This window comes from Streptomyces iranensis (assembly GCF_017874715.1).
Lineage (GTDB): Bacteria > Actinomycetota > Actinomycetes > Streptomycetales > Streptomycetaceae > Streptomyces > Streptomyces iranensis.
In genome coordinates this window covers 1-18558 of record NZ_JAGGLR010000019.1, presented here as the reverse complement: position 1 = coordinate 18558, position 18558 = coordinate 1, and the positions used below count along the sequence as shown (strand labels likewise).

General features: G+C 71.0%; 19 protein-coding genes and 1 tRNA gene. 8 read left to right on the top strand and 12 right to left on the bottom strand.

Going from position 1 to position 18558, the window contains the following annotated elements; genetic code table 11:
- Positions 1–115 precede the first annotated feature (115 nt).
- The 7 genes from J2Z30_RS31320 to J2Z30_RS31290 form a co-directional block, all read right to left on the bottom strand.
- Entirely contained in the window at positions 116–895 is a 780-nt protein-coding gene (locus J2Z30_RS31320; RefSeq protein ID WP_044572993.1) for an IclR family transcriptional regulator, read from the bottom strand.
- A 215-nt stretch (positions 896–1110) separates the two neighbouring features.
- Positions 1111–1569, bottom strand: a complete 459-nt coding sequence (locus J2Z30_RS31315; protein WP_044572990.1) for an SRPBCC family protein — start codon at positions 1567–1569, stop codon at positions 1111–1113.
- Positions 1566–2045 (bottom strand): NAD(P)/FAD-dependent oxidoreductase, encoded by a 480-nt coding sequence (locus J2Z30_RS31310; RefSeq protein ID WP_052701470.1) that lies wholly within the window; start codon positions 2043–2045, stop codon positions 1566–1568. Before J2Z30_RS31310 ends, J2Z30_RS31315 begins: the two co-directional genes overlap by 4 nt.
- Positions 2046–2173: 128 nt before the next feature.
- Positions 2174–3598 (bottom strand): amidase, encoded by a 1425-nt coding sequence (locus tag J2Z30_RS31305; RefSeq protein ID WP_044572988.1) that lies wholly within the window; start codon positions 3596–3598, stop codon positions 2174–2176.
- The gene (locus J2Z30_RS31300) at positions 3582–4121 is read right to left on the bottom strand and encodes an SLC5/6 family protein (RefSeq protein WP_209468916.1); all 540 of its coding nucleotides are present in this window, start codon (positions 4119–4121) and stop codon (positions 3582–3584) included. Before J2Z30_RS31300 ends, J2Z30_RS31305 begins: the two co-directional genes overlap by 17 nt.
- Before the next feature lie 223 nt (positions 4122–4344).
- Positions 4345–6684: a family 2 encapsulin nanocompartment cargo protein terpene cyclase gene (locus tag J2Z30_RS31295; RefSeq protein WP_308280140.1), complete on the bottom strand. Its 2340-nt coding sequence runs from the start codon at positions 6682–6684 to the stop codon at positions 4345–4347.
- Positions 6685–6864: 180 nt separating this feature from the next.
- A complete protein-coding gene (locus J2Z30_RS31290; protein ID WP_044572985.1) occupies positions 6865–7959 on the bottom strand; it encodes an acyltransferase family protein in 1095 nt (364 codons plus the stop codon).
- Positions 7960–8274: 315 nt separating this feature from the next.
- On the opposite strand from J2Z30_RS31290, the gene J2Z30_RS31285 reads away from it, so the two are divergent.
- Complete coding sequence (locus tag J2Z30_RS31285) at positions 8275–8730, top strand: tellurite resistance TerB family protein (protein WP_044572983.1); 456 nt, start codon at positions 8275–8277, stop codon at positions 8728–8730.
- 80 nt (positions 8731–8810) lie between these two features.
- Here the strand turns inward: J2Z30_RS31285 and J2Z30_RS31280 are convergent, their stop codons facing one another.
- A complete protein-coding gene (locus J2Z30_RS31280) occupies positions 8811–9758 on the bottom strand; it encodes a M56 family metallopeptidase (RefSeq protein WP_044572980.1) in 948 nt (315 codons plus the stop codon).
- Between the two features lie 3 nt (positions 9759–9761).
- Positions 9762–10175 (bottom strand): BlaI/MecI/CopY family transcriptional regulator, encoded by a 414-nt coding sequence (locus J2Z30_RS31275; protein ID WP_044572979.1) that lies wholly within the window; start codon positions 10173–10175, stop codon positions 9762–9764.
- Positions 10176–10338: 163 nt separating this feature from the next.
- On the opposite strand from J2Z30_RS31275, the gene J2Z30_RS31270 reads away from it, so the two are divergent.
- The gene (locus J2Z30_RS31270) at positions 10339–11667 is read left to right on the top strand and encodes a cytochrome P450 (RefSeq protein ID WP_044572976.1); all 1329 of its coding nucleotides are present in this window, start codon (positions 10339–10341) and stop codon (positions 11665–11667) included.
- 81 nt (positions 11668–11748) lie between these two features.
- Here the strand turns inward: J2Z30_RS31270 and J2Z30_RS31265 are convergent, their stop codons facing one another.
- Positions 11749–13326 carry an SDR family oxidoreductase gene (locus J2Z30_RS31265; protein WP_044572973.1) on the bottom strand — a complete coding sequence of 526 codons (1578 nt, stop codon included), beginning with the start codon at positions 13324–13326 and terminating at the stop codon, positions 11749–11751.
- 353 nt (positions 13327–13679) lie between these two features.
- On the opposite strand from J2Z30_RS31265, the gene J2Z30_RS31260 reads away from it, so the two are divergent.
- A complete protein-coding gene (locus J2Z30_RS31260; RefSeq protein WP_014061825.1) occupies positions 13680–13979 on the top strand; it encodes a type II toxin-antitoxin system VapB family antitoxin in 300 nt (99 codons plus the stop codon).
- A 131-nt stretch (positions 13980–14110) separates the two neighbouring features.
- On the top strand, positions 14111–14812 hold the full coding sequence (locus tag J2Z30_RS31255) for a LytR C-terminal domain-containing protein (RefSeq protein WP_044572969.1): 702 nt from the start codon (positions 14111–14113) through the stop codon (positions 14810–14812).
- Between the two features lie 144 nt (positions 14813–14956).
- Here the strand turns inward: J2Z30_RS31255 and upp are convergent, their stop codons facing one another.
- On the bottom strand, positions 14957–15592 hold the full coding sequence (upp, locus tag J2Z30_RS31250) for a uracil phosphoribosyltransferase (protein WP_020870138.1): 636 nt from the start codon (positions 15590–15592) through the stop codon (positions 14957–14959).
- 178 nt (positions 15593–15770) lie between these two features.
- On the opposite strand from upp, the gene J2Z30_RS31245 reads away from it, so the two are divergent.
- From J2Z30_RS31245 to J2Z30_RS31230, 4 genes are all read left to right on the top strand, one after another.
- Entirely contained in the window at positions 15771–15938 is a 168-nt protein-coding gene (locus tag J2Z30_RS31245; protein WP_167396655.1) for a hypothetical protein, read from the top strand.
- A 202-nt stretch (positions 15939–16140) separates the two neighbouring features.
- Positions 16141–16656 (top strand): tRNA adenosine deaminase-associated protein, encoded by a 516-nt coding sequence (locus tag J2Z30_RS31240; protein ID WP_044572966.1) that lies wholly within the window; start codon positions 16141–16143, stop codon positions 16654–16656.
- A gap of 18 nt (positions 16657–16674) precedes the next feature.
- Entirely contained in the window at positions 16675–17175 is a 501-nt protein-coding gene (gene tadA, locus J2Z30_RS31235) for a tRNA adenosine(34) deaminase TadA (protein ID WP_052701468.1), read from the top strand.
- A 68-nt stretch (positions 17176–17243) separates the two neighbouring features.
- Positions 17244–17330 (top strand) — tRNA-Ser (locus tag J2Z30_RS31230).
- A 314-nt stretch (positions 17331–17644) separates the two neighbouring features.
- Here J2Z30_RS31230 and J2Z30_RS31225 read toward each other — a convergent pair.
- Positions 17645–18172: a hypothetical protein gene (locus J2Z30_RS31225; protein ID WP_209468914.1), complete on the bottom strand. Its 528-nt coding sequence runs from the start codon at positions 18170–18172 to the stop codon at positions 17645–17647.
- Between the last annotated feature and the right edge of the window lie 386 nt (positions 18173–18558).

Genomic DNA, 18558 nt, shown 5'->3' with positions numbered 1-18558 from the left:
GGGTGATGACGCGGGATACCGGGTGATGACGGGGGGTGATGACGGGGGGGATGGCGGGGATGTCCGCTTCATCCAGAGAAACAGCGATTCGATAGATTCGGCAAGGCCCGCGTTTTCAGATAGTGAGCGACAGGTTCCTGCTCACCCGGCTCGCCGTCGGCACCAGGCGGGTCCGGAACAGCTCACGGTGCGGATCCATCTCCGCCAGCCGGGCCAGCCGGTCCGCCCGCAGCGAGATCCCGAGCGAGCCGAGCCGGTCCCCGTAGTAGATCGGCACCGCGAAGCAGACCGTCCCCAGGGCGTACTCCTCCAGGTCCGCGACCAGGGGACTTCCGGTCGGGGAGTCGAGGCGGCGCAGCAGGTCGTCGGAGCGGGTGACGGTGCGCGGGGTGAGATCGACGAGCGGATGGCGGGAGAGATAGTCGTGGCGGGCGTCGTCGTCCAGCTCGCGCAGCACGCACTTTCCCAGCGCGGTGGCGTGTCCGGCGTCCTCGCACCCCACCCACAGATCGACCCGGGGCGCCTGCGGGCCATCGACGATGTCCGCGACCCGGATCTCGCCCTCGTCGTAGAAGGTGAGATACGCGGCGGCGGAGAGCTCGTCGCGCAGCGCGGCCAGGGTGGGCCGGACCCGGGCGAGCATCGCCTGCTCACGGCTGCCGGACTCGAGGGCGCGCAGCTTGTCGCCGATCACGAAGCCGCCGTCGTCCAGCCGGGACACATAGCCTTCGTGGGCCATCGTCCGCAGCAGGTGGTACGTGGTCGCGAGCGGCAGCCCGGTCTCCCGGGCGAGCCGCTTGGCCGGCGCACCGCCCTCGTGCGCGCCCACCGCCTCCATCAGCCGGAAAGCCCGCTGAACGGATGAGATCAGCGTAGGCGCCGTTTGAGCACCCATATATCCAGCTTGCTCCTGATGTGACCGGATGAGCAAGATCTGATCTCGCTGGATCCGGTCTCCACGGAGACGCCCGCGAGGGCGCCGACCGGTGCGGTCGACGCCCTCGCGGGCTTGCGGACTCGTCCTCGCGGACGTGTCCTCGCGGACGTGTCCTCGCGGACGTGTCCTTCGCGGGCTTATGGATCGGTTCGGTTCAGTTCGGTGCGCCGCGGTCAGCCGGGGGAGATCCGGCCGCGCCAGGCACCTTCCGCCTCACCGCGGTGCTCGATGAAGTCCTTGAACCTCCGCAGATCCCCCTTCACCCGCCGGTCGAGCGTCCCGGTCATGTCCGCGGCCTTCTCCGCCATCCCGCTCGGCTCGAAGACCAGGGCCAGATTGACCCGGGTGTGGCGCTCGTCCAGGAGCTCGAAGGTGACCAGACCCTGCTGCTGGACATCACCGGAGGTGGTGCGCCAGGCGATGCGCTCGTCGGGAAGCTGATCCACGATCTCGGTGTCGAACTCCCGGTGCACACCGGCAATGGAGGTCGCCCAGTGGTTATGGCGATCGTCCACCTGGGTGACCTGGTCCACGCCTTCCATGAACCTCGGGAACTCGGTGAACTGTGTCCACTGGTTGTACGCGGTGTGGAGCGGAACCCCAACCTCGACGGACTCCCGCACGGTGCTCATCGGTGACTCCTTTCGACGTTGTCGCGTCGCGCACCGCGGCGGGTTTCCGGGACCGCCGAGCCGAAACATGAGCAGGCGGGGAGAGGTATCAGCGGCAGCCCGTCGGGGGTGCAGGGGCGGGCGCCGACCCAGGTGTCCGTACCGGCCTCCCAGTCGATGCCCCGCAGCAGCGGACGGGCCGCCGCGATGATCGCCGGTATGCGGCGCGGGTCCACCGGCCGGTCCGCGGGGGCCAGCTCCATCATTCCGGCGACCCGCACCCGGCCCTCGCCCAGCGGGGTGCAGACGACCTTCTGGGCGGCCAGACAGGTGGGCCGGGTGGGGGCGCCCTCGGCCGGGACGCTGAAGCTGGAGCCGCGTCCGGCCCGGACCGGCACCCGGACCCCGAACGGGCGGACCAGCGGGTCCAGCCAGGCCCCGGTGGCCACGACGGCGACGTCCGCGCGGAGTTGGCCACCGGAGCTGGTGACGGCCACGCCCGCTCTCCCGAGGTCCCGGATACCTCCCGGATACCGGACACCTCCGTCCGGTCGGGCACCCGGCGGCTGAGGATCGTGGCCGTTCACTCTGCTGCTCGAAGGCACGGATTATCCAGGGGTGTGCGCTACTCGATCCCCGCCGGGCGCCGCCGCCAGTGCCCGGTGGCCCGCTCGAAGGCGTGGCCGACCTGGAGGACCGCGAAGTCCGCCCGGTGCGGTCCGACGATCTGCACCCCGACGGGGAGCCCGCCGGGCGTGAACCCTGCCGGTACGGACAGCGCGGGGCTGCCGGTCGAGCTGATCAGATACGCCGAGCGCATCCAGTCCAGATAGTCGTCCATGGCCACCCCGGCGATCTCGGTCGGGTACTCGATGCCGACGTCGAAGGGCACCACCTGGCTCACCGGCAGCAGCAGCACGTCATAGCGGCCGAAGAACTCCCGGACGCGGTGGAAGAGCAGGGTGTGCAGCACCTCCGCGCGGCCGACGTCCGGGCCGGTGAGCTTGCGCCCCTCCTCGGCGTTCTCCCGGATCGCCCGCTTCAGCCCGTCGGGGTGGCGGTCCATGAGCGCGCCGAAGGCGACCTCGAAGACCGAGGCGCGCAGCGTACGGAAGACCTCCTCGGCCTCGGTCAGGTCCGGGCAGGCCCGCTCCACGACGCAGCCGAGGCCGGTGAAGACCTCCGCCGCCGACTCGACCACCGCGGCCACCTCGGGCTCGACCGGCACCAGCCCCCCGAGATCCGGCGACCAGGCCACCCGCAGCCCCGTGAGATCGCGGTCCAGGGGGCGGGCGAAGCGGGCGCCGGGCTCCTCCAGGGCGATCGGCGACCGCGCGTCGGGCCCGGCGATGGCGGACAGCAGCAGGGCGGTGTCGGCCACGGTACGGGCCATCGGCCCCTTGACGCCGAGGGTGCCCCAGGCGGTCAGGGAGGGCCAGTTGGGGACGCGACCGGGCGATGGGCGCAGACCGACGACATTGCAGAACGAGGCCGGGTTGCGCAGCGAGCCGCCGGTGTCGCTGCCGTCCGCGATCGGGATCATGCCGGAGGCCAGCGCGGCCGCCGCGCCCCCGCTGCTGCCGCCCGCGCTGCGGCCCAGGTCGTGCGGGTTGTGGGTGGCGCCGAATATGGGGTTGAAGGTGTGCGAACCGGCCCCGAACTCGGGCACGTTGGTCTTGCCGAGTGTGATCGCCCCGGCGGCCCGTATCCGTTCGATCAGCAGATCGTCCTCGTCGGGCACGCCGTCGGCGAGCGGCGAACCATGGCTGGTACGGATGCCCGCGGTGTTGTGGAGATCCTTGTGGGCGATGGGCAGCCCGTGCAGCGGCCCGAGCTCCTCCCCCGCCGCGATCCGCTCATCGGCCTGTCGGGCGGTCTCGCGGGCGCGGTCCGCGACGAGGGTGACGATCGCGTTGACGGCCGGGTTGACCCGTTCGATACGGGCCAGATGGGCCTCGAGCAGTTCGCGCGCGGACAGCTCGCGGGAGCGCAGCAGCGCGCTGAGGTCCAGTGCGGTCCTGAAGCAGAGATCGTCATCCGTCGTCGTCACGGTCGCTCGCCTTCCTCGTGGTCATCGCTGCGCGGGTCCGGGTCTTCGGACCAGGGCCCTTACGGACCCCACGGTCTTCATGGGCTCCATGGTCTTCATGGGCTCCAAGGGCGGAATCCATGGTTGGGGAAGCGGCCGAGCGGGGGAAGAGCGCCGTCACGGCGACCGCCACCAGCACATTGACCGCCAGCGCGACCAGGCCCGCTTTCACATGGTGGGTCTCCACCTCGGCCAGGGTCAGCCAGGTCACCACCGCCTCACCGGTCACCAGGCCCGCCAGCGCCCCCGGGGCGGTCAGCAGCCGCCGACGGCCGATCGCCGCCAGCAGCCCCGGCACGATCTGGATGAAGCCGCTCACCGTGAGCAGCTGAAGGTCGGCCAGCAGCCCCGGCCGCAGGATGCCGAGGGTGAGCGCGAGCCCGATGGCCAGGACGACCACGCTGTGGTTGACCGCCATCCGGGCCGCCTCCCGGCGGGCGGGCAGCAGATTCCGCGCCACCAGGGTCGAGATGCCGACGCACATCGCCCCGGCCGGCACCATCGCGGACGCCGCCGCGGTACCTCCAGGGCGCGAGGGGACTGCGCGGCATTCAACAGGCCACCCCGTGCCCCGGGCATCGTGCCCGACGGCCGACAAGCGGCCGCCCCGCCTTGTCCCGGTGGACAGGCGGGCCGGCCGGCCCGAGGTCTCGCTCCCGAGGCCCTTACAGCCCTTACGGTCCTTACGGAGGTTCTTACGGAGGCCCTTACGGATGTGCTCCGGCGGCTCCGGCGGGCACCGGCACCCGCGCGGCCGAGGTCCCGAGCCCGGTGGGCCCGTACCACCGAGGCACCGGCCGGGCCCCGGCTCCGGTCCCGGCACCCGTCACGGGCACGGTCCCGGCCCCTGCCCTCACCGGCTGCCGGCGGGCGCGGATCAGCTCCTCTTCCCGGTAGCGCGGCACCTCCCGGTGCCAGTTCAGGATCCCGGACATCCAGTCGCGCAGCTCCTCCACATAGCCGTCCATCGCCTTCCGGGCCTCCGGCCCCAGGCCGAAGTCGTCGTACAGCACCGGGAACTCATGCTCCGCGACATGCTGGAACTGGCGCATCCGGGACGTCATCAGATCGTTCACGACGGCGACCCCGGTCGGATAGTCGCAGTCGAAGAAGTTCTGGACGACGAGGACACCGTTGTGGACCTCGCCCTCGAACTCGATCTCCTTCTGGTACGAGAAGACGTCGTTCAGCAGCGTCGCGTAGTCCATGGCGGCGTTTTCCAGGGACCGGACCGGGCCGCCGCGGTAGATCTCGGGCGGCACCCGCCGTCCGCGCGCCAGTCGGCACAGGCTCATGGTGAGGTCGGAGCCGAAGGTGTGCCTGCGCATCTCGATGTAGTCGACCGGGTCGGGGATCCGGTTCTTCGTGTGGTTGGCCAGCTCCCACAGCCAGCTGGCGGTCATGTTCTCGATGGCCTTACGGAGTTCACGGCGCGCCGAGTCCTCCATCGGGCCCGCCGTACGGCTCCACAGATCGGCCAGCGACCGCTCCAGCGCGTTCGCCGGGGCCGGGGTGGGGCCCGCGTCGAGCGGCATGAACGCGCCGAGCCGGGCGTTGCAGACCCGGGCCCCGGCCAGGTCGTGGGTGCGGCCGAAGACCGCCGGGTAGTAGTCGTCCGCGTAGGTGCCCCACGCCAGCCAGCCCGACGCCAGATCGAGCTCGTCCGGGGAGCCGTCCGGGTGGATACCGGCCGCGCACAGCGGCAGGTCGGCGGCGAGCATCCGCCGCTCGTCCCAGACATGCGAACCGGGGATGCCGGGCTGCGGTCCGAGGATGCCCATCCGATGTGCCCAGTCGGCCAGGTGGTCGCGGGCGGTGGGCAGATGCTGATTGAGCCGGAGGGTGAACGGCATGAAGAAGTCCGGCAGCAGGGAGGGCCCGGTCTTCTGGAACGGGACATGGCTGAATCTGCGGGTCCGGGCCGCCTCCGCCCGGCCCGTGGTCAGCGGCAGGCTGGCCGCGGAGGTGCCGAGGCCGCTGAGCGCGAAGGGCGACCACACCGGGGCCTTGTCCGCACCGTTCGCACCCTCCGCACCGTCCGGGCCGCCCGCACCGTGCGCGCCGTTCATGTACCGGCTGGAGCGCATATGCCACTCATGGCCGCCGGACTGCCAGTCCTGGAGCCCCTTGACGTAGGCGAGGACCCCGGCGCAGACCGCCGGGTCCAGGCCGTGCTCGGCGAAGAGCGGCCCGAGCTCGGTGAGGGCGGTGTCCTCGAACTGCTGCAGCCGTGAGGTGAGCAGCTCATTGACGGAGTCGGCCGCCTCCTGGGTGGCGCAGCACAGGAACGTCTCCAGCACCAGGACGCCATTGCTGAGCTCGCCCTCGTCCTCGATCTCCCGCTGGTACGAGAACAGGTCGTTGCGCAGGTGCACCGCGTCCGCGAAGGCGTCCCGCAGCACCCGCATCGGCCGCGACCCGGCGATCACCGCCGGTACCTCGGCCCCCACGGCATGCTCCACCAGCCCGGCCGACCAGGGCGCGCCGCCGACCTTACGGCGCATCTCGATGTACTCGACCGGGTTGGGGACCCGGTGGATGTTGATGTTCGAGAGCTCCCAGAGCGATTCGTTGAGCAGGTTCTCGGTGCTCTCCCGGAACCGCGCCCGCCAGTCCGCCGACATCGAGGGCACCGTCCGCGCCCACAGATCCGCGAGCCCCGCCTCGACCGGGTTGGTGGGCTCGGGGGTCCCGGCCGCCGGGTCCATCGGCATGAAGGCGGGCAGCCGGTCGAGATACGCCTTACCGGCCTCACGGTCCTGGGAGCGCTTGAACGTCTCCAGGAAGTGGTCGTCGAAGAAGAACACCCACACATACCAGTCCGTGACCAGCGAGAGCTCCGCGTCGGAGCAGTCGGGGTGGGTGTACGCGCACAGCAGGGCGTAGTCGTGGGCGTCGAGATCCTCCTGCTCCCAGATCCCCGAGCCCTCGAGCATGCCCATCTCGCGGGCCCACCGGGTGGAGTGCTCCCGTGCCGCCTGGACATGGGGGTTCAGCCGCGCCGGATACGGCATGTAGAAGTCGGGGAGTCGAAAGGGCTGTGTCACTGCTGGGCCGACACCTCTCCGTGCGACGGTGGCCCGTAGTCGTCATCCGGCTACGGACCGGGGTCGGCTACGGGCTACCCATGCCACAACCGGCCTATCCGAAAGCCCAATTAGTCACACAAGTGCGCTCCCGTGACCGGCACCCCTTGCCGCGTACCGCCCGCCGGCAAGGGGCGCCGATCATCCGTCGCGTCTCCGGAAGGCCCACTCCATCCGCGGCTCCATCGCGAACCGGAACGCCCGCTGCACGGGCGGCGCGCACAAGGCCGTCACCACGGCCACCGCCACCGCCGTCACCGCGATCTCCCCCGGCGGCCGGTGCAGCCACGGGTGGTCGTACCAGTCCCAGAAGCGGGAGCCCTTGGCGAGGAAGCCGTGCAGCAGATAGCCGTACAGCGTCCCGGCGCCGAGCACCGTGAACCACATCCGGCGCCGGGGCACCCAGGCGAGGAAGCACACGGTGAGCACCATGGAGCAGCCGAAGAGGGCGAACGTCATGACCGTCCCGACCCACCACGGCGCACCGAGCTCCTGCGCGCTGTCCCGGCGGTAGAACCACGCCGGGTTCATCCGCGGCACGGCCCAGTAGGCGAAAACCACGGCGGCCGCGACCACCGGCACCGACAGCCATCTGACCTCGCGCCGCCGCATCATCCGGAAGTGCTCCGGCCGCATGTGCAGCCCCAGCACGAAGAAGGGCAGGAACTGCAGCACCCGCTGCAGATCGAGGTCGTCACCGATATTCGGTGAGCAGACGGCGAGCGCGGCGACGGTGAGGGCCAGCGCCACCGGCCACCGCGCGATCCGCCACAGCGGCGTGGTCAGCCGCCAGACGAAGAGCGCGATCAGAAACCAGGTCAGATACCAGGGGTCGAGCAGACTGACCGGATAGGACGGATCGTCGTCCGCCCACCGTTTGAAGAAGGTGTACGCGACCTCGAAGAGGACGTACGGAACGGCGACACCCGTGATCAGCCGCTTGAGCCGGTCCGGCCGGAGATCGAAATTCCGCGAGAAGTACCCGGAGATGAGAATGAACGCCGGCATATGGAACGTGTAGACGGTCATATAGAGCGCGGCTGCCGCTCTGCTGCCGCCTCGCAGGGGCTCCCATGCATGGCCCATCGCGACCAGCACGATTGCCAGGTATTTGGCGTTGTCGAAGAACGCGTCACGTTGTTTCGGCGCGGAGGACGGAGCCGGTGCCGCCTTGGGCGGCGGGGATACCGGTGCGGGCCGCGCGGGCAGTGTCGGCAGTAAGTGCGAGACGTTCATCACATACGCCCTCCCGGGGAACCTGCGGGGAAAATCCGGCCTCTTTTCAAGTTTCGGCGGAGGGTTGTGGAGTGGAACATTCCACGCACCATAGTGGCGCTCGCGAGTTCGCGCCCCAAAAGGCTCAGCTCTCGCGTACAAGGGTTTACGTCCAGCCCAGCGCATCCGCCACCTCCTCAACTTGGGAACTTCTTTACCTCTCCGATCAGTTCACAGAGTGATGAAGAGGGGCCGATCCGCCCGGCCTTGACCGACCCCGCCTGCTAGCTTCTACACAACTGTAGATCCTAACGACCCTATGGAGTGTGAGTGGCCATGGCCCTGTGGGACCGCATCAGGGAGTCCGCCCAGACGATGCAGACTCAGCTCAACTCGAAGAAGAACGACTTGAAGAGCGGCGCCTTCCGCGACGCGAGCATGGCGATGTGTGCCCTGGTGGCGGCGGCGGACGGCTCGGTCGACCCGTCCGAGCGGCAGCGCGTCGCCCAGCTGATCGCCTCCAACGAGGTGCTGCAGAACTTCCCGGCCGACGATCTGCAGCGCCGCTTCAACGACTACGTCAACAAGCTCACCACGGACTTCGAGTTCGGCAAGGTGAGCGTGATGCAGGAGGTCGCCAAGGCCAAGAAGAAGCCCGCCGAGGCACGCGCCGTGATCCAGATCGGCATCGTCATCGGTGGCGCGGACGGCGACTTCGACAAGACCGAGCAGGCCATGGTCCGCGAGGCGTGCTTCACGCTGGAGCTGCCGCCGGCCGAGTTCGACCTGTAAGGCGAAGCGAAGCGGAAAGCCGTAGGGCGTAAGCCGCAGCCTTACGGCCACCCCGCCGGCCGTAAGGGCGCGACCTGGAGCTACAGCGGGGTCGCGGCGTGCAGGACGAGGACCAGGGCGACCGCCGCGTTCGCCGAGGACAGCGCGGACGCGGCGGTGCCCACCGCCGCGATCCACAGGGCCAGCCCCGCCGCCGTCCACGTCGGCGGCCAGCGCCGGGACGGCGGCACCGGCTCCAGCAGCGCCGCGACCCTGCGCGGCACCGGCCCCGGCGCGGCGAACCCGGCGAGCGCCGACCCCGGCGTACCCCGGGAGACCAGGGCGGCCTTGCCGACCGCCCGCGCCGTGACCCGGCGGTCGCCGACCTCCTGGGCCGCCTCCTCGTCCGCCCAGCGCTCGGCGCTGTAGTCCACCGCGGCCCGCAGCGGCCGCAGCAGCGGGTTGGCCCGCGCCGCGAGCTGCGCGGCCAGCAGATAGCGGTGGTGGTGCGCGGTCAGATGGGCGCGCTCATGCGCGATCAGCGCCCACCGCTCGCGGGGCTCAAGGCTGTCCAGCATCCCGGTGGAGACGACGATCCGGTCCGGCTTCCCGGTTCGCCCCGAGGTTCCGGGCAGGGCGTACGCGTACGCCCTGCCGTCCGGCAGCACCGCGACCGGCGACTCCGGCAGCCCGGCGAGCGCGAGCCGGGCGTCCCGCCGCACCCGGCCGTGACGCAGACAGGTGGCCGTGCAGGAGACGGCCACCGCCCCCAGCGCGCCGATCGCCGCCTTCCCGGCCACCACGTCAAAGGGCACCGCCGCCCGTACCTCGGGGTCCGACCAGCTGTCCGGCAGCGGGTTGCCGGGCAGCTGCGCCGTGCCGACGACCATCAGCAGCCCGAGGCACAGCGTGGAGCACACCGCGAGGACGGTGCCGACGAGCGTCAGCAGCCGGGTGGCGGTGCGCGGATGGAGATGTTGCTCGGCGAGCCGCGCGATCGGCAGCGCCGTCAGGGGCAGAACCAGCGGGAGGAAGACGAAGACGCCCATCGGTCAGTCCTCCGGCTCCTCCGCCACGTCGCTCAGCAGGTCGCGCAGCAGTCGCTCGTCGTCCTGGGTCAGCCCGGTCACAAAGCTGGCCAGGACCGCCTCGCGGTTATCCTGGCCGTCCAGCACCCGGCGCATCCGCAGCGCCGCGAGCCCCGCCTCGTCCGACGCCGCGCGCCAGACGAAGGAGCGGCCCGCGCGCTCACGGGTCACGGCCTGTTTGGCGTGCAGCCGGGACAGGATGGTCATGACCGTGGTGTAGGCGAGCTCGCCCTCGATCCGCTCCTGCACCCATGCGGCGGTCACCGGCCCCGGCGCCCGGCTCAGCGCCGCGAGCACCTGCGCTTCCAGCTCGCCCTGGCCACGCCGACGGGGGCGGCGGGGCCAGCCGGGCCCACCGGTCCGGTCGTGGTCCGTCACACCGTCTCCTTCCCCACCGCACGCGCCCGGCGCGCGGCGCTCCATCGTAGCGAGCGGGCCACGGTCGTGCGTTCGCCCCTTTGGCCTGGCTGTACGCGCGGGTCCGGGCCGCCTCACCGATGCTGAGCAGGGGGACGACCCCGACGAAGGAACGCACTCAGCCATGACGCAGACGCAAGGCTCGCTCGTACGGCAGATCACCGACTACGCCCATCGAGCCGACCCGTACCCGATCTACGCCGAGCTGCGCAAGACGCCCGTGGTGCACGACGAGGAGGGACCGTACATCGTCTCCACCTACTGGGAGATCCACGGTCTGCTGCACGACCCCCGGCTCAGCTCCGACGCGCGCAACCTGGACCCCAAGGCCGCCTCGGAGCTGCCCGAGGAGGACGACCCGGGGCTGCCGCCCAGCTTCCTGAGGCTGGACCCGCCCGAACACGACCGGCTGCGCCGGCTCGCGACGGCGCCCTTCGGCCCGCCGCACACCCCGCGCAGGCTCCACGAGATGCGCGGTGAACTCACCCGTATCGTCGGCGAGCTGATCGACGGCTTCGAGGGGCGGGACCGGATCGATCTCGTCGACCACTTCTCCTACCCCTTCCCGGTGACCGTGATCTGCCGGCTGCTCGGGGTGCCACGGGAGGACGAGCCGCGCTTCCACGCCTGGGCCGAAACCCTCGCCGTCGGTCCGGACCCCGATCCGGAGGCGGACGCCGCCGAGCGGCGGCGGATCACCCGGCAGGCCCGTACGGAACTGGCGACATATCTGTCCGAGCTGATCGAGGAGCGCCGCCGCGCACCCGGCGACGACATGCTCTCGGCCCTGGTCGGCGGGGAGGGCCCGGAGGGCCGGATGAGCCGGGTGGAGCTGCTGAGTACCGCCGCGCTGCTGCTGGTGGCGGGGCACCAGACCACCGTCAACCTGATCACCAACGGGATGCTGACCCTGCTGCGCAACCCCGATGTGCTCGCGCGGCTGCGCAAGGATCCGCATCTGGTCGTCCCGCTCGTGGAGGAGCTGCTGCGGTTCGATCCGCCGGTGCAGATGCTTCCCCGGCGCACCCCGCTCTCGGAGATCGACATCGCGGGGGTGACCATCCCCCGGGGGGCGTCCGTCTGGCTGCTGCTGGCTTCGGGCAACCGCGATCCGCAGCGCTTCCCCGACCCCGACCGGTTCGATCCGCAGCGCAGGGACAACCAGCACCTCGGCTTCGGCAGCGGCATCCACAGCTGCTTCGGCGCCCCGCTGGCCCGGCTGGAGGCGCAGATCGCGCTGACCGAGCTGGCCCGCCGGCTGGACGAGCCCCGGCTGCTGGAGGACCCGCCGACCTACCGGCGCAACGCGGTGCTGCGCGGGCCGCGGCATCTGCCGCTCGCCTTCGAGGGGCTGCGGCCGAGCGGGTCTCCGAACGGATCCCGGAACCGCCCCGGATCCCGGAACCGCTCCCCGAACGGATCCCGGAACCGCTCCCCGAACGGGTCCCGGTGACGGCGGGGTTCAGCGGCCCCGGACCGGCGGGGCCGACCGCGGGGTCCACGCGCCCCGGACCGGCGGGGCCGGCAGAAGGGCTCACCGGGCGCGGAACGCGGACGCTCTCGTCCCGGCCGCGCCCTTCCCGCCCCTGCCCGTCCCGGCCTCGCCCCTCTCGGCCCGCGCGGCGATGTTCCGGGCCATACCGCCGAAGACGAGCGCGTGGAACGGCGCGACCGACCACCAGTACAGATGCCCGGCGAGACCGCGCGGATGGAACAGCGCCCGCTGCCGGTACACCGCCCCGCCCCGCGCGTCCCGGTCGACCACCATCTCCAGCCAGGCCAGGCCCGGCAGTCGCATCTCGGCGCGCAGCCGCAGCAGCCGGGGCGGCAGGACCTCCTCCACCCGCCAGAAGTCGAGGCTGTCCCCCACTCTGAGCCGCGCCGCGTCCCGGCGGCCCCGGCGCAGCCCGACGCCGCCCACCAGGGTGTCGATCCAGCCGCGCAGCGCCCAGGCCGGCGGCAGCGAGTACCACCCGTTCTCCCCGCCGATCCCCTCCACCACCCGCCAGACGTCCCCCGGCGAGGCGTCCACCGCGCGCTCGCGGCGGTCCTGGTAGAGGCTGCCGCCCGACCAGTCGGGGTCGGTGGGCAGCGGATCGCTGGGGGCGCCGGGGGTGGCGGCGGAGGACCAGCGGGTGGCCACCTCCGCGTCGCGGATCCGCCGCAGGGCCAGCTCCAGCGCCCGGTCCACGCCGAGCGGCCCGCCCGGCGGGTCCGGCACATAGCGGGTGATGTCCCGTTCGGCGCACACCACTTCATGGCGCAGCGACTCCACCAGCGGGCGGGCGATGGCGCCGGGTACGGGGGTGACCAGGCCGACCCACAGACTGGACAGCCCGGGGGTGAGCACCGGCACCGGCACGATCAGCCGCCGCAACCCGGTCACCCGCGCGTACCGCCGCATCATGGCGCGGTAGGTGAGGACGTCGGGGCCGCCGATGTCGAAGGCCCGGTGCACCTCGTCCGGCAGCGTGGCGCAGCCCACCAGCAGCCGCAGCACATCGCGGACGGCGATGGGCTGGGTGCGGGTGCGCACCCAGCGGGGTGTCACCATCGCCGGCAGCCGCTCGGTGAGATAGCGCAGCATCTCGAACGAGGCCGAGCCCGAGCCGATGATCACCCCGGCCCGCAGCACGGCCGTCGGCACCCCGGAGTCCAGCAGCACCCGGCCCACCTCGGCCCGGGACCGCAGATGGGGCGAGAGCGCGCGCTCGGGAACACCCTCCGGGGTCAGCCCGCCGAGGTAGACGATCCGGCGCACCCCCGCGGCCCGCGCCCGCTCGCCGAAGATCCGGGCGGCGCGGCGGTCGGTCTCCTCGAAGCCGGATCCGGTGCCCAGCGCGTGGACCAGGTAGTACGCGACGTCCACGCCCTCCATGGCGGCGCGCACGGACTCCTCGTCGGTCACATCGCCGCGTACGGTCTCCACCCGTCCCGCCCAGGGCTGGTCGCGCAGCTTCTCGGGCGAGCGGGCCACACACCGCACCTGATGCCCCGCGGCCAGCAGCTCGGGCACCAGCCTGCCGCCGATATAGCCGGTGGCCCCGGTGACCAGACAGCGCCGCGGCTCCGGCGCACCGTGTGGGCCCGGCGGGCGCTGGGGAAAAGCCATGAGGCCATGGTGCGCGGGTAGGACAAAACCTGCGAGGTGGGCTCCCTTCGGCGGCATTGTCCGTATCAGGTGTTGGAGGTCGCTCTCAGGTCTCCCCGACCTTCGAGCCTCTCAGCCCGGCCATCTAGAAGACGCTCTCTCGGGGGACTGACGTCCTCTGTCATGAGCGCCTCTCCGGTCGAGCTCCCTCGCTCGCCCCGCAGGCTGTTATTTACGTTACTCCGAGCACCCATGAGCGCCTAGCCCCTTTCGCGTATTTTCTCCGGTTTTCCGGGTGTGGCGGGGCCCGGCTCCGGCCCGGCACTCGGGCGCCTTGGCTGCGCCGGGAGGGGCTTGCCCGGTAGGCTTTCCGTGTGATCTTCAAGCGCATCGGAAACGGTCGGCCCTATCCCGACCACGGCCGGGAAAGCACCCGCCAGTGGGCGGATGTCGCCCCACGCCCGGTACGTCTTGACCAGTTGGTCACGACGAAGCAGCAGCTCGACCTGGAGACGCTGCTCGCCGAGGACTCCACGTTCTACGGGGACCTCTTCGCCCATGTCGTGAAATGGCAGGGCGACCTCTATCTGGAGGACGGGCTGCACCGGGCGGTGCGCGCCGCGCTCCAGCAGCGCCAGGTGCTGCACGCGCGCGTCCTGGAGCTCGAGGGCTGACCGCCCCCCGCCCCCGGTGACCGATCGCCGTTGATCGACTTCCGATCTCCGTTGACCCTTTCGGGTTGGTCTGAGCACCAACCATTGATCATTTAGTAGGCATCGCCACCTGGCCGCACTACGCTGCGCACATGAGCATGCTGACCCCTCCCGGCATGGGCGGAAAGTACCGCATTACGGGCGATCGCTACCCGCGGATGAGCCGGCCCCGGAGCCGCCGGCGGCTGATGTTCACCGCCTTCGGCTCGGTTCTGGCGCTCGGCCTGGTCGGGTGGGGAACACTTCAGCTCATCGACGTCTTCTCCGGTGACAGCGGCGGCCAGAAGGTCCGCGCGGCACACGGCACCGGGGACTGCGAGCGCGGCGACAAACACCCCGACGAGAACGCCAAGTCCGGCCGGTCCGACAGCGGCCAGGGCGGCCAGGGCGGTCGGCACGGCCGTACGGGCGGGAAGCTGCCGAAGCCCTCCCAGATCACCGTCAACGTCTACAACGCGACCACACGCTCCGGCCTCGCCAAGGACACCGCCAAGGAGCTGGAGAAGCGCGGCTTCAAGATCGGGAAGGTGGGCAACGCCCCGACCCAGTACGACAAGAAGGTCAAGGCCACCGGGATACTGCTCGGCGCCCCCGGCGCCGGCGACGGGGCCTTCAATGTGCTCGGCACGCAGCTCGCCGGCGCCCAGACCAAGAACGACGCGCGCGACGACAAGGACATCGACCTGATCATCGGCAACCGTTTCAAGGACCTGGTCGAGCAGAAGGACGCGGACAAGGCGCTGGCCGCCCTGGCCAAGCCCTCGCCCGCGCCCTCCGGATCGCCCTGCCGCTGAGAGTGGACTCGACCCGCCGCCAGGGAGTGCCGCCCGACGCATCGTGACGCCCGCCGCGAGCCGCTCCCCTCCCCGCCCCTTCCCGGCAGCGTCGATACGCGGCTCCGCCGCGTGGTCCGCCGGGCACCCCGTAAGGGCGTGGGCTCAGCCCGCGGCCCCGTACATCCGGTCACCCGCGTCGCCGAGCCCCGGCACGATGTACCCCTGCTCGTTGAGCCGCTCGTCGACGGACGAGGTGACCACCGTCACCGGCGCCCCGGCGAGCTCGCGCTCCATCAGCTCGACGCCCTGGGGCGCCGCGAGCAGACACAGCGCGGTCACATCGTCGGCGCCCCGCGATATCAGCTCCCTGATCGCCGCGACGAGCGTCCCGCCGGTGGCGAGCATCGGATCCAGGACGTAGACCTGACGGCCGGAGAGGTCCTCGGGCATCCGCGTGGCGTAGGTGGACGCCTGGAGCGTCTCCTCGTCGCGGATCATGCCCAGGAAGCCGACCTCCGCGGTGGGCAGCAGCCGCACCATGCCGTCGAGCATCCCGAGACCGGCCCGCAGGATCGGCACGACCATGGGGCGCGGATGTGACAGCCGTACCCCGGTCGTGGCCGTCACCGGGGTCTCGATGTCGACCTGCTCGGTGCGCACATCGCGCGTGGCCTCGTACGCGAGCAGGGTCACCAGCTCGTCGGCGAGCCGCCGGAAGGTGGGGGAGTCGGTGCGCTTGTCGCGCAGCGTGGTGAGTTTGTGCGCCACCAGCGGGTGGTCGACGACGTGGATCCGCATGGCAACGACACTAACCGAGCCCCCGGAGCCCGGCTCCCGCCGGTGACGCCCTCGGTGCGCCTCCCCGCGCTCGACCGTCTGCCGCCGTACTGGCATCAAACCTCAGATTCGGGGGAAAGTGGGCAACAGCGCTCGGGCTCCCACCGGGCGATACCTCGGCCCCGAGGAGTGAGTGACCATGGCCGACGCGACCGCGAGGGAAACCGCCGCGGACCGCCGCCGCCGTCGCGACCGCTTCCTGCGCGCGCTGAACGAGGCCCGAGCGGTACGGAACCAGGTGCGTCCCCGGCAGGCCCGCGCGGCCCGGATGCGCCGGGCGATACACATGCGGACGTTCTCCTGGTGAGCTCTGGTGGGCTCCCGCCGAACCGCCGGAGACGGTTTCCGCGCGTTTCGATTCCGTCCGCGTGAGCCACATCTCTTTGGACTGGTGCACGACGCAGCGTGGAAGACCTCTCGCGAAGCGACGGTTTCTGCCACGATTCCGATTGGGGCGGGACACTGTCCCGCCCGCCCCCGGCACGCCTATGACCAGTGGGAGAGTCACGGTGTACTTCGCCGCATTGCTCGCGCGCACCGCAGAAGGGTGGGAAGCGAGCGACACAGAGCTCGATGACGTGGAAATCCTGACGGACTTGATCGAGCTGGCCCGTCTGGCCTCCAAGGACGACGACACGGTATTGGCCTTCATCGAGCACGAAGACGCGTGGTTCGGCGTCGTCCGCGTGGACGGCGAGGACGACCCGCACATCTACGTATCGGACGCGGCAGCGGCCGCCCGCACCTCGTACGGCTCGATGCTCACCGACGAGCTGCTCGGCCGGGACCCCGACGACGATCTGGACAGCCTGGTCGACCTGGACGGCACCGAGGACGGCGAGCCGGACCGGGACGACGAGGACGCGGACGACGCCCCGGTCCCGATCGGCCCGCTCGGCGACGCCGACATCCTGGCCGACCTCGGCATGGACGAGAAGGAGCTGAAGTCCCTCGACGGGGACGCCCTCGAATCGATCGCCGAAATGCTCGGGTGCAGCATGGAGGGGCTGGAGGCGGTGCGCTGACCGCCGCACACTGATGTCATGACCGATCCGCTGACCGGCCTCCTGTCCGGAGCCGACCCCGACCCCCTGCGCGACCCCTGGCGCGAACCGATGCGCCTGGCGCTGGAGGAGGCGGTGCGGGCACCCGAGACGGGAGATGTGCCGGTCGGCGCCGTCGTGCTGGGCCCGGACGGCTCGGTACTCGGCCGCGGCCGCAACGAGCGCGAGGCCCACGGCGACCCCACGGCCCACGCCGAGGTCCTCGCCCTCCGGGCCGCCGCCCACCACCTCGGCGGCTGGCGACTGACCGGCTGCACCCTGGTGGTCACGCTGGAGCCGTGCACGATGTGCGCTGGCGCGATCGTCCTGTCCCGCCTCGACCGGCTGGTCTACGGCGCCGTGGACGAGAAGGCCGGCGCGGTCGGCTCCCTCTGGGACGTGGTCCGCGACCGCCGCCTCAACCACCGCCCCGAGGTCATCGCGGGCGTCCTGGCGGAGGCGTGCGCGGCCCCCCTGACCGCCTTCTTCCGCAAGCCCTGAGCCCCACCGCACGGCCGGACCCGGAACCGATTTCGGTTCCCGGCCACCCGTCCGCTAGGCTCTCCCTCGGTAGCGTGTCCGAGCGGCCGAAGGAGCGCGCCTCGAAAGCGCGTGAGGGGGCAACTCCTCCGTGGGTTCAAATCCCACCGCTACCGCTCGAATCACCCCTCTGACCTGCGGAAACGCAGGGAAGGGGGGTGTTCTGCGTGTGGGCACGTCCACCAGCTGTGTGGACGAATCCCGGCACGTGACCCGCCTGACCCAGCTGACCTGCTGAAACGGCTGTCGATGATGGTGCTTACCGTGGGATCCGGCCCCGCGGGTCCCAAAGCAAGCCCCATGTGGGAGGCCGCTCTTGGTTGCGCACACCCAAGTGCATATCAGGACGGGAAACTGGGTGGACCCCTTGGCGTGCTCGGGGCGTTCTGCCGCCCTCGGCGTCACCAAGAGATCCTATCCGTTCGGTCGCTCAGCTCCTGGCAGGCGCCTGGCGGCTCTGGCCCATCGTCTTGTCGCCCTTCATGGCGAGGACCCAGAAGACGATCCCAGTGTTCTCCTTCATCGACTTAGAGAAGCCGCACCGCGTCCAGCCCGCGCGCTTCCCCTTGAGGTCTTTGCACTCGTACCAGGTCTGGGTGTTGCCGCGGGGCATGGCGAGCGTCTTGATGTGGAAGCCGTCGGACCGCTTGTCCTTGATCCAGAACCGGTCGCCGTGCGGCTGGAAGCAGGCCTTGCCGTAGGTCGGGCTGCCGCCGGGCCGGTGGACCGATATGCAGACCGCCTTCCGGGGCGGCTTGCCACGGACGTTCTTGGCCTTCTTGGCGATGGTCCGCTGAATGTGGACGCCTCCGGTCTTCCGTTCCTTGGCCATGGCGGTTGCGTGGTTGTCGGCTGGTGCCATGGTGCCGTGGTTGTTGGCCAGAGCGGGGTTCATGACACCACCCAGCACGCCTACAGCCAGCGCGCATGCGGTAAGGACTTGCTTGGAACGGGTCATTGCGACTCCTTCGAACGGCGAGTGGGACTGCCATCCCGGGCTGCGGTGCCACAACCGCAGCCGGGACATCACCGAGTTCACCCGTCGCGGAGTTGTTTGGCAGCCCGCCTGAGCTGCTCTGATCAATCAGGTTGCTCTCACCCCAGGGGCTGGCGTCATTGCCGTGGCGGCGAGCCGAGGCGTGTCCCGTGAAGAACTGGGGTGGCTGATCATGCTGGGCACAGGTCCTTTACCGGCTGGTCGGGGAGGAGTTGTGCCCAGTGGTGCTCGGTGCTGAGGCGGCAGACGCGTGTGGCGACGTAGTCGGCGTCGGTGCTCCAGACGCGGGCGCCGTTGGAGGTGAGGGTTGCCAGGGCGTGGCCGTTGGGAGAGAAACGCACCCTGGG